Here is a 14,286-nt window from a genome sequence, read left to right as displayed (position 1 = left end):
TCGTACCGGAACCGAGCTGTGGTTTCACACGCGGTGACGGATACGAGGTGCGCTCGAGTCGTTACGGCTCCGCGGAGGGCGGTTCGACCGAGACTGACCGAGATACGGGAGGGCGATCGGGCCGATACAACCTGTCCGGTCGCGCCCAGCGGCGTCAGGGCGAGTTAGCCGGAGGCTCGAGCAGGTTGTCGACGAGTCGGGTGAACCGGTCGACGAGTCGGTCGGGGACCGTCGGCTCGACCGCCGACAGCAGTCGACCGGTCCGGTCGGGGTTCGCGAGCCGGAGTGTGACTCGTTTTCGGTCGTCATAGCGCTTCTCGACGATCTCATGCTCGACGAGTCGGGAGAGGTGGTACTCGAGGGTACTCCTGGCGATGTCGAGTGCGTCGGCAACCGAATCCGGATCTGCGGGCTCGTGTTCGATCAGGTGAACGACGATTTCGCGGGTCGTCTCGCGGCGAAACAACGCGAGGGCCGCTCGCTCCCACTCGTCGTACGATGGCGGATAGTAGTGCGTTCGGCCGTAGAACTCAGCTCTGACGAGGTGATCGCCCTTGATCAGCCGCCGGACGTGATACTGGATCTGACCCGGCGCGAACTCGGATTCGCGGACGAGCTCGTTGAAGTGGATTCCGACGTTTTCCTGGACGTGTGCTTCGATCTGTCGTCGTGTCTCGTTCATTGGTATCGATCGCGTTTTCCGTTGATCGTCGCGGCGTACTCTGATCTAGTCGGTAGACGACGATAACGGGTTTCGATTGTTCCAGGGAACTGAGAACCGCCATATGACCCGTCCATTTCCGGAGCCCGAGCATTGCCGTGAGAGTAGCCGAGAGCCACAGCGCCGAGAATGACCGAAGCACATACGTGTCTCTCCGACCGACGTAGCATAGCGGAGATGAACCACACGAGCCCGTTCGAGATCGGGTGGCTCGATCCACAGCTTGCCCCCGTCCTCCTCGCCGTGATCGTCCTCGCGGCTCTCGGGACGACGATTTTGTTCGCCTGCGGCGTCGTCGCCTACGTCCGCCGACGATCGACGCGATACCTCCTGATTACGGTCGTCCTCGGCTTGCTCGCCGCTCGCTCGTTCGTCGGTCTCGGAACGGTATTCGGCGTCGTCCCGATGACGGTCCATCACCTCGTCGAACACGGACTCGACTTCACGATCGCCGTCCTGATCCTCTATGCCGTCTACCGAAGCGGCCCCGGATCGGGACGGAACACGATGGAGACCGACGGCGACTGATACGGTTTGCGATGAGTGATTGCCGGTCCCCGATCGATCGGGACAGACACACTGCGGTCCGTACGATACGGTCTATTGTGAGTCGGTATCGGTGGGGCCACACCCATTCTCCGGTCCCGAAACTGACGGAGAGCAGCCGTATCGATCACGACAGGTTCGCGAGCACGTCCTTGCCCTCGAGATACGTGAACCCGTTACGGCGAGCGTACGCTCGAGCGTCGACGGGCGAGCGTTCTTCGCCAGTTTCACCGTCGAGCATCTCACAGACGACGACAGCGGGCGAGAGATCGGCTGCCTTCGCGAGCGCGATGCCGAGCTCGGTGTGACCTTCCCGCTGGGCCAGCAACTCGGGTGCGGCCTTCAGTAGATGGACGTGCCCAGGAACGCGAAACTCCTCGGCGAACGTGACATCGGTCGGAGAAGTGGCGGCCTCCCCCAGTGCTTGGATCGTTCGTGAACGGTCCTTGTCCGTGACACCTGTGTACGTATCACGGTGGTTGACCGTCAGCGAGAACGACGACCGTTCGTCGTAGCCGAGGTCGTGGTCGCTCGCGGCAGGGTGGTCGAGTTCCTCCGTCAGAAACGGGAGATCGAACGCCTCGGCGGTCTCGTGGTCGAGCGCCGTACAGATGAGCCCGCCGGCGTCGTTTCGCATCCGCGCGACCGCATCGGGTGTGACCGCGTCCGCGTGATAGATGAGGTCCGTCTCGCCCTCGCGGTCTGCGGCGTCGTGGACGAGGACGGGATCGCCCGCTCGAAGCGCCTCGAGTGCCTCCTCGAACGCGCTGTTGTCGACCGATGTCGAGACCTCCGGCTGCCCGTCCGTGTTCGGACGCGGTTCGGTCCAGTTGCCCGTCATCACCGATCACCAAGTGAAACCATGACGTGATCGCCATCCTCGAGTTCGAGCGTCTCGCGAAGTTTCTCCGGTGCGATCACCTCAAGTTGGTCGTCGTCGTGGTGGGTGCGCTCGGGGGAGATGACGTGTGCCGTCTCGTAGACGTCACCGTCGGCCGTCTCGACGGTCGCCGGGCGACAGACCGCAGGGCCGTACGTACGTTCGTCGTCTTCCCAGCCGTCGATCGGAATCGGCTCGAGCGAGGTGACGGCTCCTCGCCGACGAACGCTCTCTTCGTCGAGGTCGACGTTGAGTGTACCAGGGAACGGTTCGTAGCCGAGTCGCTCGGCGAACTGGCGCTTGTACCCTGGAAGCGAAATGTAGTGGCGTCCTTCCCCCATTCCGCTGGTCACGAATCCATCGAGGTCGACGGTCGAGTCGGTCTCGAACAGTCGTCGATAATCCTCGTACTCCGCGTGGAGTGTGCGCTCGCCCTCGTCAGTGATCTCTACCCACTGGCCGTCGCTGACCGTCTCTCGGACGACGAGATCGGCGCTCTCGAGACGCCGAAGTCGACGCGAGGCGGTCTGGTTCGATGCCTCGAGTCGGTCAGCGAGATGCGAACACGAGAGTTTGACGTCCCCCTCGAGTGCACCCTCGAGGGCAAGAAGTTTCAGAACGGCGAGTTCGTCGAAGCCGACGTCGGACCCCGTTGACACGGACATACGTACCCGTTTGAGATCAGCTCCCAAAAGCGTATTGGAAATGGAATGGATAACGATTTTGTGATGGGGTTCGGCCGGCGAGCTATCTCGGCTATCGAAGTATCGAGGGAAAAAGTCATCGGTGCCCGGATCTCTCGGGTTCGTCGGCGCTGGTTCCGAACTCGCGGCTAATGGCGTCGTCGATGCGGGCGACGTGATCGGGATCGAACGTGAAAAACCCGTCCCAGACCCTGGGTTCGGTCTCCACCGAAACCAGTGCAGCCCCGTCCGTGCTGGCACCATCCGGCGGACGATACACGACGAACCACGAGTCCCGATAGGCCGGTCCAGTCCCGGCGTGGACCGTCGCCGAATCGACGGTCGGTCGATCGCCGTCGTCGACGCCGTAGATGTGGACGTCGACGTCGGTTTCCGCGAGTCGTCTGTAGGCTCGTCGGGTCCCGATCTCGTCGTCGATTCGCGAGAGCTGTTGGAACGCCGACCGGAGCGTCCCGGAGTCGCCCTGCCAGGCTTCCTGTTCGATGTACCGTGAAATGAGGATCAACAGGAGCTTCTCCCTGTGTGCGAGCGGATACCCCCGCAAGCGGAGTCGACTATCCGCCAGACCGCTCAACACATCGGGCAGATCGACCTCGCCGAGACCGCGTGCGCCGGTCGCGAACAGATCCGAATTGATCGCGAGAATCGACTCGTAGAGATCCATCGTCGGCGACGCCGCGACCGGTACGCCCTCCTCGAGCAACACGGCCGTCGTCCCGTCGGACTCGACGCCCGTCGCGACGGTAGGGTCGAGTTCGCCTCCGGCGAGGTCGTCGACGTCGAATTCGGTTCCGTCGCCAGCGCCGCTGGTGTTCGAGGCGTCGTCGGTCGTCTCGACGGAGATGCCGGCGTCGTCGAAGGCGTCAGCGAGCAACGGCGTGAGCGGGCTCGCCGTATCGTCGCCGACGACCGCGATCGTGTGGTCGACGTCACCGACCTCGTCGACCAGCGAACGCGAGATCACGTTCGGCGGTAGATCGTCACGACGCATAACTGTTCTCGCCGTCGGCGATCAGTCGCCGGTGACGGCGTCGCGCTCCCAGAACTCGCTGTCTTTTTTCAGCTTCGGGACCCACGTATCGGTTGTCTTCGAGAGCAAGGCGACTCGAGAGGCAGGGACCCCCTTGCACTCGGTAAACGCCGGCATGTACTCCCGGATCGATTCCGCGAACTCGACGACCTCGTCGTGGTCGGGCATCGACGACCGATCCAGCCGCCCGCGGGAGTGACCCACGTGCATGTACGCTTTCAGTTCGACGAAGTCGGGATCGGCCTGCTGGTAGAACCCGGCGTACCAGTCGGGATGGTGCATGTTCTCGCCTTTGACCAGCGTGGTTCGGAGAACCGTCCTGGTCTCGTCTTTCTCGGCGAGGACGTCCATCGTCTTAAGCAGGCGATCCCAGGCGTCGTCCTCCATCGCCTTGACGACCTGATCGAAGGTGTGTCGTTCGGGTGCGTCGACGCTGACGTAGAGCTGGGTCGGATCGCACTCCCGCAACACCTCCGGACGGGTACCGTTGGAGACCAGAAACGTCGTGATGTCCCGGTCGTGGAAGGCCTCGATCAGTTCGGGAAGGTAGGGGTAGAGCGTCGGCTCGCCGTCAAGCGAGATGGCGACGTGGCGTGGCTCCATCGACTCCTCGAACACCTCGCGGGGGACCTCCTCGTTGCCGCCAAAGCCCGAGAGGAGTTTCTTCTGGAGGTCGATCGAGGCGTCGACGACGGCCTCGGGGTCGTCCCACTCGACGTCGTCCATCTCGTAGGCGTGACCGTTGTGATCGCGCCAGCAGAAGACACAGCGCTCGTTGCACCTGACCACGGGCGTCATCTGGATGCAGCGGTGTGACTCGATGCCGTAGTAGATGTTCTTGTAGCACTTGCCCTCCCCGCGCAGGGCGTTTGCGGTCCAGCCGCAGGTCTGGGCCGCCGTGTGATTCTCGCTGTGGTAGTTCGGACTCGAGACCTGGGCCGGGCCGCCGTCGTCGCCCCCCTCGGCGTCCGTCCCCGCCCCTGTCAGGGAATCGCCGGTGTCGGCGGAGTCGCTCATGATAGCGTCGGTTCGAGTGGCGCGGACAAAAGCCGTGTGGTGTCCGTCTCCGAACGCAATCGACCCTCGGCCGGCTCGATCACTCCTCGGAGCCGTCCTCTCCTCGAGTCGATTCGGACGGGGCGTGTGGAAGCTGTCCGGGTTCGGCCGGTTGGTCGTCCTCGGCCACGACCTCCCGTTCGAACGTGTAGAGGACGAGCCCCGTGTTCGCGGTCATGATGACACCCGTCGTCGGGACCGTCGCGAACAGATACAGCGAGATGCCGACCAGAAACGGGACCGCGGCCACGGCGGCCCACAACTGTGGTCGGCCGATCTCCGAGCGGATCGCGTCCCAGCGGACGATCCAGAAGATAACGGCTGTCGCCACGAGTCCGAGCGCGGCGACCAGCGGCGACTCCACGACCATACCGACGAATCCGGTCGACGACGGCAAAAGGGTTCCGCGAGCGAGCGATACATTCACGGAAGTAAACACTTTTGTCCCGTATCGGGATCTATTCCAGCATGTTCGATGGCATCGGTTCGATCGACGACGTCAACGCAGTTCGCAGTCCGAACGCGATCCAGTACGGGATGGGGGCGACGGCGAAACTCGAGGGCTACGTCACCGACGAGGACCTCGAGTCGGCGCTCGTCGTCACCGACGAGGGCGTCCTCGAGGCAGGCGCGGCCGACCCTGTCTTCGCGGCGCTCGAGGCGGCGGACGTCGACGTCGAGACGTACGACGGCGTCCAGCCGGAGCCGAAACTCGAACTCGTCGAACGTGCGGCAGACGAACTGACGCGGGTCGATGCCGACGTCATGATCGGCGTCGGCGGCGGCTCCAGCCTCGATACGGCGAAAGCCGCGTCCGCACTGGCCGAACACGACGTCCCTGTACGAGAGCTACTCGGGATGGGGAACGTCCCCGGGCCCGGCAGACCGACGGTGCTGTTGCCGACCACTGCCGGAACCGGTAGCGAGGTGACGCACATCGGCGTCTTCGCCGACGGCGACGACGGGGGGAACAAGAAGGTCGTCTACTCCGATCACCTCTTCGCGGAACTGGCGATCGTCGATCCGGAGCTGACGCGCTCACAGCCGCCGGGAGTCGTGGCCGCCACCGGGATGGACGCGCTCACCCACGCCGTCGAGGCGTACGTCTCGACGCTTCGAACCCCCTACACCGACGCGCTCGCACGACGGGCGATCGAGTTGGTCGGCGACAATCTCAGGGAGGCGATCCACCAGGGCGAACACAACGACGAAGCCCGCTACGGGATGAGCCTTGCCGCGATGCTCGGCGGCCAGGCGTTCGTCAACTCCGGGCTCGGGGCCGTCCACGCGCTCACCTACCCGCTCGCCACCGAGTGCGGGCTCGGTCACGGGCTCGCCAACGCCGTCTTGCTCCCACACGTGATGGCGTACAACGTCCCCGCCGAAGCCGACCGATTCGCCGAGATCGCGACCCTCCTCGGCGTTCCCGAACGCGACGGCGAGACCACCCTCGAGTGCGCCTACCGCGGCGTCGATGCCGTCGAGGAACTCAACGACGGTATCGGGATTCCGAACCGGATCCGCGACCTCGAGGCGGACGTCGACCCGAACGCGTTCGACGCCTTCGCCGACATCGCGCTCGAACACTCCCGGCACAACGTCGATCGGAACCCGCGGCGGATGACGAAAGACGACATCGTGGGCGTCTTCGAGACGGCTTACTGACGGCTGTCTTCGACGAACCGATCATCTCGAGTCGCGAACCCGCTCGAGGACCGAAAGCGTGCCGTCGGCGTGGATCTCCTCGAGCAGTTCGTCGGCGGCCGCTTTCGCGTCCTCGTCGGCGTTCGCGACGGCAAAACTTCGGCCGGCGACCCGGAACGTCGGGACATCGTTGATCGAGTCACCGACGGCGACGGCGTCGGCGAGGTCGAACCCGATGTGGTCGGCGATCCGCTCGACACCATCGCCCTTGTTCGGCGTCGTATCCTTGACGTGGTAGGCGTAGCCGGTGTCGATCACCTCGAGGCCGAACTCGGCGGCGATCTCGCGAAGCGGCTCGAGCGGCTGTTCGCGGTTGACGGCGATTTCGGTCTCACGCCAGCGGTTGACGGTGTCCTCCTCGCCCCAGCCCAGCGAGTAGCCCGCCGCGCGGTAGGCCTCGGCGACGGCTCGAGGTGCCTCGCGGTCGGCGGTGACGAAGATGTCGTCGCCGGTGTAGACGACGCCGCCGTTTTCGGCGACGACGAGTTCGGGGATCGCGGCGAAGTGACAGAGCGCGATCGGGTACGGAAACGCCTTCCCGGTGGCGACGACGACCGGGGCGTCCCACTCGCGCAGCGGATCGAAGATCCGGGGGTCGATCCCCCAGGCGTCGGGGCGGGTCAACGTGCCGTCAATGTCGAGAAGCAGCGGCGGGTCGGCCGTCATACCACGACGTAGGCGTTCCGTCGTCTAAAGCGGTCGGATCGAAAGCAGGTCGCTCCCGTCGCCAGCGAGTGAGCGACCCCTCTCACGCCGGCGTCTGCGTGCTAGCTCTGATGAGCTGGATCAGAACGGAGGCAAACCGTGATCCGGAGCTCCAGATCGCCGTCTCGCCGCCATCGTCGTCGACGACGCTGAGCAGGATTCCGTCGTCGTCGACGATAACGATCCGACCGGACCGCTGGTCGTCGCCGTGGTGGTCCGGCGGCAGTTCACACTCGACGCCCTCGAGCGATGCGAGCCGTTCTCTGACTGCGCCAGTCCGGCTGACGGCGAGAACCGAAACGCCCGCAGTGGCCCGATTCCGGAGGGTCGCCTCGATCTCGTCGGTGACAAGCGCCGGTAGCCGGGTCCCGAAGACGATCCGGTCCTCGGCGCTCGAGAGGAGATCGACGACCCGGTCGTCGACCCGGTCGCGGCCCCGGACCGTCCAGATGTCCTCCTGGGTCTCCTCGCCGACCGACTCCTCGCTCACTCGATCGACGTAGTCGAACGCACGTTCGCGTTCGTGCTCGAACCGTTTCTCGAGCGTTTCTCGGGCTTCCTCGACGCTGACCGGCCGGTAGCGGATCGGGTTCGATTGCTGGACCTCGAGCAGCCCCCGGTCCCCCAGACTCTCGGCGACACTGTAGACTTGCGACCGGGGGACGTCCGCAATGTGGGCGACGTCCCGTGCGGTGCCGGAGCCGAGGCGGTGGAGCGCGATGAACACCTTCGCTTCGTAGCTGGTGAGCCCGAGGCGCTCGAAGGCGTCGACGGCTTCGGTCTCGTCCGTGCTCATTCTCCACCTCCGTCGTCGGGACGGCTCCGGCCCGCACTGTCGACATCTCCGCCTGCCGTCGCCCCGTCGGTTCCGTTCGTTTCGGTCGCGTCCGCAGGGTTCTCCTCACCGCCGTCGCGATCGACGTCTTCGGGCATCCCGCCGTCGCTTGCCGTCGGCGTCGGCCGACGAAGCGACCGGACGTCGAAGGACACGTCGGGACCGAAGTACCGGGTCCAGAGGACCAACAGCGTCGGGAGGACGATGACGCTCGCGAGGAACGCGTACGTGATCGTCAACGCCGTGATGATCCCGAACTGCTCGAGCACCGGGAGGATGGCGAACGCGAGTGTGCCGAAGCCGCCGACGGTCGTCGCCGCGCTTCCGAGGAGCGCGCCGCCGGTGCCGGTGACCGTCGTCTCGAGGGCCAACCAGACGTTGCCCTGGCGCTCGAGTTCGAGGGTGTACCGGGAGCTGACGTGAATGCTGTAGGCGACCCCGAGGCCGATCGTGAGGCTGGTGATCATCCCCGTCAGGACGTTAAAGGGCATCCCGATGAGGTACATCGTCCCCAGAATCCAGCTGACGGCGAACGCGACTGGCAACAACGTCACGACGCCGAGCGTCGCGCTGTTTCCGGTCAGCCGGTAGGCGATCGAGAGGAAGGTAAATACCGCGACGAGCGTTATCAACAGGCTCTGGAGGACGGTGTCGAGCAGATCCTGTTCGACGATGTAGTTGACGATCGGGTCGCCGGTGGCGATGGCGCTGACACCGCCCGAACCGGCGAGAACCGCTGGGTCGTCCTCGTCTATTTCGTCATCGTTCGTCGACTCGCCGTCGGCTCGCTCACCGGCCTCGAGCCCGCGTTCGTCGCCGACGCCGTCGTCGTCGATCGTCGCCGCGATGGCACGCATCTCGTCGGTCGTCTGCTCGAACGCCGCATCGCCCTCGACGGCGACGATCAGCCGAGTGGCGTCGTACGTCCCGTCGTCGCTCCGGTGGAGGACCTGCCTCGCCTCGTCTTCGTTCACTTCGAACAGTTCGTCGTACAGTGCCTCGACGTTCTCGTCCGGAATCCCGTCACCCGTCGTGTCGGCGGCCTCGAACGATTCGTTGAACGACTCGTTCTGGGCGGCGGTCTCCTCCATAACCGATAGCGGCCCCTGGACGTCGGCTTCGCCGTTGGGCAGGGTGTACGCGACGTCGCTGGCGGCGGCTTCGTCCTGGGCCGTCTCGAGGCGTTCCAGCACGTCCCCGTCGGCGACGTCGCCCTCGACGAGAATCTGTGCCTGCAGATCGTCGCGCTGGAAGTTCTCGTTGACGTAGTCGAGATCGCCAGCGGCCTGGTACTCGCCAGGTGCCATCCCGCCGGGAAGCGACTCCGTCCACGCTGGCGGACTCTCCGCCAGGAAATCCTCCTCGTCGAAGCTGGTGTCGACCTGGCTCGCGCCGTAGACGCCGCCGGCGGTCACGAGGAGGACGACGAGCAACAACACGAGCGGTGCCCGCCTGGCCGCGACTGCACCCACGGAGAGGACGTCACCCAGCCGTCCGCCCCCGGTGCCGAACGCGCGCTTGCGGCGGTCGAAACCCCGGGCCTCGAGCGCCGAGTCGATCTCGACTTTCGCCGCCGGAATCAGCCCGCCGAAGACGACCAGCGCCGCGAGGATACCGAACGCGCTCACGACGCCGAACTCCTGGATCGGGCCGATCGGGCTGATCAGGTTCGCGAGAAATCCGATCGCGGTCGTCGCCGTGACCCAGACGAGCGCGACACCGACGCCCGCGAGCGCGACGCCCATCGATCCGCGGACGGTGCTCGAGTCCGTGACGGCACGATCGCCCGTTCGTTCGTCCGAGACCCGTGGCGTCTCGCGGTGCTCACGGGTCGGTTCACTCTCCGCTCGCTCGTCCGAGACCCGTGGGGTCTCACGTTGCTCACGGGTCGGTTCACTCCCCGTTCGCTCATCCGAGACCCGTGGCGTCTCGCGTTGCTCTCGATACCGCATGAAGACGTGAATCGCATAATCGATCGAGAGCCCGATCAACAGGACGGGAATCGCGATCATCATCTGGTTGAACGCGATCCCCGTCCAGCCCATGAAGCCGAACGTCCAGACCAACACCGTCACGATGCCGACGACGCCAAGGACGATATCGAGCGGATCGCGGTAGGCGATCAGGAGTGCGGCGACGACGAACGCGAGCGCGAGCGGTCCGACGATCGCCAGACTGTCGCCCATCGAGCGGTCGATCTCGTCGGTGATGATGCCGACGCCGAAGACGATCTGCTCGTGTTCGTGGCCGGCCGCAAGTTCTTGGAGGTCGAGTTGGGTCTCGAGGACGTCCTCGTCGACGGCACCCGTCTCGATGTCGGCGTCGCCGATCTCCTGGGTGACGAACGTCATCCGCGCGTCAGCCTCGGTCGATCCCGGATCGTAGTCGGAGGGCATGAACCCGAGGGCGGCTCCCTGGTTCTCGTCGTCGTCCGACAGCGCGTCCTCGAGGGCCTCCTCGAACTCGTCGTCGTCGATCTCGGAGAGCGTCTCGATCTGTTCGTCGAGCGTCGGTCCGTCGTCGTCCTCGAGTTCGTCCTGCAGTTCCTCGAGTTCCTCGGCGTCCTCACCGAGCCGTTCGTACTCCTCCTCGAGTTGCTCGCTCTCGGCCTCGAGTTGCTCGCTGTCTTCCTCGAGTTGCTCGCTCTCGGCCTCGAGTTGGGCTCTTTCCGCTTCGAGTTCGTCGGCCTCTTCCTCGAGTTGCTCGTACTCCTCCTCGAGAACGGCCATCGTCGCGCCGAGGTAGACGTCCTCGAGCGCTTCGGTGAGCTCCTGGTACTCCGGATCCGACTCGGGGTCGTCGGTCGTCTGCTCGATCGCGAACCGATCCGACTCGATCGCCCGCGCCTGCTGGGCCAGTTCCTCGTACTCGGCGGCCTGTTCGTCGTCGAGGCCCGCGGTCGCCTCCTCGATCGTGGCGTCGAACTCCGCCTCGAGTTCGGCCGCACCCTCCTGATACTCGGGGTCGTCTTCGTCGTAAGTCGCTGCCAGCTCCTCGTACTCGCGCTGGATGCCGATCGACGCGTCGATGCCGTCCTCGAGCCGTTCGCTCGTCTCGTTTAACTCCGCCTCGCGTTGCTCGAGTTCGGCACCTCGCTCTTCGAGTTCCCCACCACGCTCTTCGAGCTCCTCACCACGTTGCTCGAGCTCCTCGCCGCGTTCCTCGAGTTCCTCGCTCGTCTCGTTCAACTCCGTCTCTCGTTCCTCGATGTCGTCGCCCAGTTCCTCGAGTTCCGCGATCTGCTCGTTCGTGATCGCCGTGATCGCGACCACGTTCTCGACGCCGGTGATCGCGTCGTCTTCGACGAGCGTCTCGTTGATCGATCCGTTCTCCCTGATCTCCTCCTGGAACTCGAGGGACTCGAGCAGTGATTCCCGCGTCAGAACGTTCTCGCCGTCGCCGCGGGTGATCACCTGCACGCTGGTCGTCTCCTCCTCGTCGTCGACGCCGAAGCGGTCGTCGATCGCTTCCATCGCTTCGCCCTCGGGCGAGTCGCTCTCGAACTGCTCGAGCGAAGAGTCGTCGTCGACCATCGACGCGCCGGCGCCGACCAGCGCCGTCGTGAGCAAGAGGGAAACGAGAACGATGCGCGCGTTGGAGGTGACGAACTTCGCGATCCGATCCGCCGCGCTCATTCGATCTCCTCCGCCGACTCGAGGTAGACAGGTTCGAGGACCATGCTGTTGTTACGATCCTAAAAACACGACCGCATATACGTGTTTGCAGACTTACATTATCGTGAACGTCACGACCGTTGATACACATCTCGAGCACTGAGGGACCCAATGAAGTTCGTTATCGTCCCTCCAACCCACCGTAACGTACCCCGCACATTTCTTACCAATACGTTGGGTGGTAGTTCCCATTCGCCCCCATCGGCGTGCGCTGGTGACGGCATCGGGCGCTGCGAAACGTCGTCGCCACCCCCGTGCGAGGGACGGGGCAGAACGGAGTGACGTGCCGAGGTTGGAGAGAAACGAGGTACAGGGGTGCGAAGTAAAGGAGTGGCCGCCCGAAGGCGGCGACGAATCCGCAAAAGCGATCGGCAAGGACGGGGAGTCTCGAGGCCGATCGTAACCCAGGTGACTTTCGAGACGTGACGGTAACGCGGACCGACTCGCCCACTCGGCGAGCCTGAGACCGTCTAGACGCCCTGGCTCATCAGGTAACTGCGCAACACGTCCGCCTCCTTGTTCCCGGTCGCGGTGTTGACGAGAACGACCGTCTCGTCGCCGTCGAACTCGCCGCGCTCGGCGAGTTCCCACGCACCGCCGGCCGCCGCCGCGGCGCTCGGGGTCATCTCGAGGCCCTCGTGTTGGGCCACCGTCACGCCCGCCTCGAGGATGTCCTGGTCGTCGGTCGCGACCGCGCCGCCGCCGGTCTCGGAGATTGCCTCGAGTACCCTCCCACCGGCGACAGGATCGGGTACCTCGATCCCGCCACAGATCGTGTCGGGCGTCTCGACCGGTTCCGTATCGGCGGCCCCCGACTCGAACGCGTCGACGATCGGCGCACAACCCTCGGCCTGGGCGGCGTACAGCGACGGCCGGTCGTCGACCAGTCCGAGCGTCTGCAACTCCGTCGCCGCCTTGCAACCGCCGACCAGCGCGACCCCGCCGCCGGTCGGGTAGACGACCGCGTCGGGCACCGCCCACTCGAGTTGCTCCGTGATCTCGAACAGCGTCGTCTTCTCGCCCTCGTGGCGGTACGGCGTCGAAAACGCCTGCAGCGATTCCCACTCGTCGTGTTCCGCGAGGCCTTCCTCGAAGGCACCGACGGCGTCGTCGTAGCGCCCGCCGACGACGTTCATGTCGCCGCCGTGGACGTTCACCATCGCCTTGTTCGAAAAGCCCGAGCGCGAGGGGAGATAGACGTGAGACTCGAGGCCCGCGCGGCCGGCGTAGGCCGCCGCGGACTGCCCGCCGTCGCCCGTCGACGCGAGTGCGACGTCGGTCCCGCCGCGTCCGGCGACGGCCGTGACCGCCACCGACTGGCCGCGGTCCCGGATCGTTCCCGTCGGATTCCGCCCTTCGTCTTTGATCAGCAGCCGGCCGACGCCGAGTTCCTCGGCGAGGGTCGGACACTCGACCAGCGGCGTTGCCCCCTCGTCGGTCGTAACGGCCGTTTCCCTGACGAAGGGGAGCAGTTCCTCGTAGCGCCACAGCGAGTCGAACGACCGCGACTCGAGGGCCTCCCGCTCGAGGTCGATCGCGTCGTAGTCGTAACTCGGCTCGAGAATCCCCCCGCAGTCCGGACACCGGTTCGTTTCGTCGGCGTCGTAAGTCGCGTCGCAGTCGACGCACTCGAGGCCAACGAACGCGTCAGTCGTTGCCAGTTCCATACGCGATTGTTCGCGGCCCCAGACTAATGACTGTCCATCGGGCCGGAGTAGTACGCCGAGCGCAACAAAAAGCAAGTTCAAATCGCGAGTCGTTCGGCCGCTGCCCCGTCCGACCGATCATCGGCACCAAACGACAGCAATCCGCATCAGGCGGGCGATGTCCGTCCCGGTTCGAGGTCGGAGATACCGATGTGTGCGACCAGCTCCGAAATAACTGGAGGAAGACGTTGCAGAGAAGGGTCCATTGCCGGATCGAGGACAGCATCCCCGACAGTGACGGTAACCACCTTGCCCTCACTTCCAGCCGCTACAATCTCGAATCGAAACTGACGGTCCCGTTCGTCGATCGTCTCGACCCAGATCTTCGAGAGCCCGGTGGCGTTTTGCCATTTTTCGACGTTGATGACGACGAGTTCGCCAGCTGGAGACACGCACCTCGAGCCGCATGACGGGCATCGACCCGGGTGTGGATTCGATCCAAGATACCCGTACTGGCATCCGCACTCGTAGCATCGAAGCCGTGGCGATTCGGTATCCGTTCCGTGTTTCATGTATATCTCGCTTTCGAGATCCGTGTTCCCAGCAACTTCCCGCTGGAGTTCCTATCCGATCGTCGGTTCGACCGCTTTCTACGGTGTGAGTTCCGTTTACTCATATCGACCGCTTAGCCGAGACTTCCCTCCATCTCGAGTTCGATCAAGCGATTCAGTTCGACCGCGTACTCGATGGGCAGTTCCTCCGTGATCGGCTCGATGAAGCCGGCG

General features: G+C 64.9%; 13 protein-coding genes. 2 read left to right on the top strand and 11 right to left on the bottom strand.

From position 1 onward, the window contains the following. Positions 1-154: 154 nt before the first annotated feature. The gene (locus GRS80_RS01685) at positions 155-682 is read right to left on the bottom strand and encodes a helix-turn-helix domain-containing protein (RefSeq protein WP_160046044.1); all 528 of its coding nucleotides are present in this window, start codon (positions 680-682) and stop codon (positions 155-157) included. Between the two features lie 216 nt (positions 683-898). Here GRS80_RS01685 and GRS80_RS01680 point away from each other — a divergent pair, with 216 nt between their 5' ends. Continuing rightward, complete coding sequence (locus tag GRS80_RS01680) at positions 899-1,249, top strand: hypothetical protein (protein WP_160046043.1); 351 nt, start codon at positions 899-901, stop codon at positions 1,247-1,249. Between the two features lie 145 nt (positions 1,250-1,394). Here the strand turns inward: GRS80_RS01680 and ribB are convergent, their stop codons facing one another. The 5 genes from ribB to GRS80_RS01655 form a co-directional block, all read right to left on the bottom strand. Then, on the bottom strand, positions 1,395-2,108 hold the full coding sequence (ribB, locus tag GRS80_RS01675; protein ID WP_160046042.1) for a 3,4-dihydroxy-2-butanone-4-phosphate synthase: 714 nt from the start codon (positions 2,106-2,108) through the stop codon (positions 1,395-1,397). Then, positions 2,108-2,812: a DUF120 domain-containing protein gene (locus GRS80_RS01670; protein ID WP_160046041.1), complete on the bottom strand. Its 705-nt coding sequence runs from the start codon at positions 2,810-2,812 to the stop codon at positions 2,108-2,110. Before GRS80_RS01670 ends, ribB begins: the two co-directional genes overlap by 1 nt. Positions 2,813-2,927: 115 nt before the next feature. Further along, a complete protein-coding gene (locus GRS80_RS01665) occupies positions 2,928-3,815 on the bottom strand; it encodes a DICT sensory domain-containing protein (protein WP_343161402.1) in 888 nt (295 codons plus the stop codon). A gap of 48 nt (positions 3,816-3,863) precedes the next feature. Next, positions 3,864-4,898, bottom strand: a complete 1,035-nt coding sequence (twy1, locus tag GRS80_RS01660) for a 4-demethylwyosine synthase TYW1 (protein ID WP_160046039.1) — start codon at positions 4,896-4,898, stop codon at positions 3,864-3,866. 79 nt (positions 4,899-4,977) lie between these two features. Beyond that, complete coding sequence (locus GRS80_RS01655) at positions 4,978-5,307, bottom strand: hypothetical protein (protein ID WP_160046038.1); 330 nt, start codon at positions 5,305-5,307, stop codon at positions 4,978-4,980. A 98-nt stretch (positions 5,308-5,405) separates the two neighbouring features. Between GRS80_RS01655 and GRS80_RS01650 the strand changes: the two genes are divergently transcribed. Then, positions 5,406-6,602 (top strand): iron-containing alcohol dehydrogenase, encoded by a 1,197-nt coding sequence (locus GRS80_RS01650; RefSeq protein ID WP_160046037.1) that lies wholly within the window; start codon positions 5,406-5,408, stop codon positions 6,600-6,602. 21 nt (positions 6,603-6,623) lie between these two features. Here the strand turns inward: GRS80_RS01650 and GRS80_RS01645 are convergent, their stop codons facing one another. The 5 genes from GRS80_RS01645 to GRS80_RS01625 all read right to left on the bottom strand — a co-directional run bounded on the left by GRS80_RS01645 (position 6,624) and on the right by GRS80_RS01625 (position 13,953). Further along, complete coding sequence (locus GRS80_RS01645; RefSeq protein WP_160046036.1) at positions 6,624-7,307, bottom strand: HAD-IIB family hydrolase; 684 nt, start codon at positions 7,305-7,307, stop codon at positions 6,624-6,626. Positions 7,308-7,389: 82 nt separating this feature from the next. Beyond that, positions 7,390-8,142, bottom strand: a complete 753-nt coding sequence (locus tag GRS80_RS01640) for a helix-turn-helix domain-containing protein (RefSeq protein WP_160046035.1) — start codon at positions 8,140-8,142, stop codon at positions 7,390-7,392. Continuing rightward, positions 8,139-11,816 (bottom strand): MMPL family transporter, encoded by a 3,678-nt coding sequence (locus GRS80_RS01635; protein ID WP_160046034.1) that lies wholly within the window; start codon positions 11,814-11,816, stop codon positions 8,139-8,141. The genes GRS80_RS01640 and GRS80_RS01635 overlap by 4 nt, the downstream gene beginning before the upstream one ends. Before the next feature lie 509 nt (positions 11,817-12,325). Then, positions 12,326-13,516 (bottom strand): threonine synthase, encoded by a 1,191-nt coding sequence (locus GRS80_RS01630; RefSeq protein ID WP_160046110.1) that lies wholly within the window; start codon positions 13,514-13,516, stop codon positions 12,326-12,328. 152 nt (positions 13,517-13,668) lie between these two features. Next, a complete protein-coding gene (locus GRS80_RS01625; protein ID WP_235019608.1) occupies positions 13,669-13,953 on the bottom strand; it encodes a hypothetical protein in 285 nt (94 codons plus the stop codon). Between the last annotated feature and the right edge of the window lie 333 nt (positions 13,954-14,286).

The organism is Natrialba sp. INN-245 (assembly GCF_009807105.1).
Taxonomy (GTDB): domain Archaea; phylum Halobacteriota; class Halobacteria; order Halobacteriales; family Natrialbaceae; genus Natrarchaeobius; species Natrarchaeobius swarupiae.
The sequence above is the reverse complement of the archived record's forward strand: the minus strand, read 5'-3'. Positions and strand labels throughout refer to the sequence as shown.

Excerpts from the sequence above, each read along its gene's own strand:
- GRS80_RS01685 (WP_160046044.1), bottom strand. The coding sequence starts at position 682 with ATGAACGAGACACGACGACAGATCGAAGCACACGTCCAGGAAAACGTC.
- GRS80_RS01680 (WP_160046043.1), top strand. The coding sequence starts at position 899 with ATGAACCACACGAGCCCGTTCGAGATCGGGTGGCTCGATCCACAGCTT.
- ribB (WP_160046042.1), bottom strand. The coding sequence starts at position 2,108 with ATGACGGGCAACTGGACCGAACCGCGTCCGAACACGGACGGGCAGCCG.
- GRS80_RS01670 (WP_160046041.1), bottom strand. The coding sequence starts at position 2,812 with ATGTCCGTGTCAACGGGGTCCGACGTCGGCTTCGACGAACTCGCCGTT.
- twy1 (WP_160046039.1), bottom strand. The coding sequence starts at position 4,898 with ATGAGCGACTCCGCCGACACCGGCGATTCCCTGACAGGGGCGGGGACG.
- GRS80_RS01655 (WP_160046038.1), bottom strand. The coding sequence starts at position 5,307 with ATGGTCGTGGAGTCGCCGCTGGTCGCCGCGCTCGGACTCGTGGCGACA.
- GRS80_RS01650 (WP_160046037.1), top strand. The coding sequence starts at position 5,406 with ATGTTCGATGGCATCGGTTCGATCGACGACGTCAACGCAGTTCGCAGT.
- GRS80_RS01645 (WP_160046036.1), bottom strand. The coding sequence starts at position 7,307 with ATGACGGCCGACCCGCCGCTGCTTCTCGACATTGACGGCACGTTGACC.
- GRS80_RS01640 (WP_160046035.1), bottom strand. The coding sequence starts at position 8,142 with ATGAGCACGGACGAGACCGAAGCCGTCGACGCCTTCGAGCGCCTCGGG.
- GRS80_RS01635 (WP_160046034.1), bottom strand. The coding sequence starts at position 11,816 with ATGAGCGCGGCGGATCGGATCGCGAAGTTCGTCACCTCCAACGCGCGC.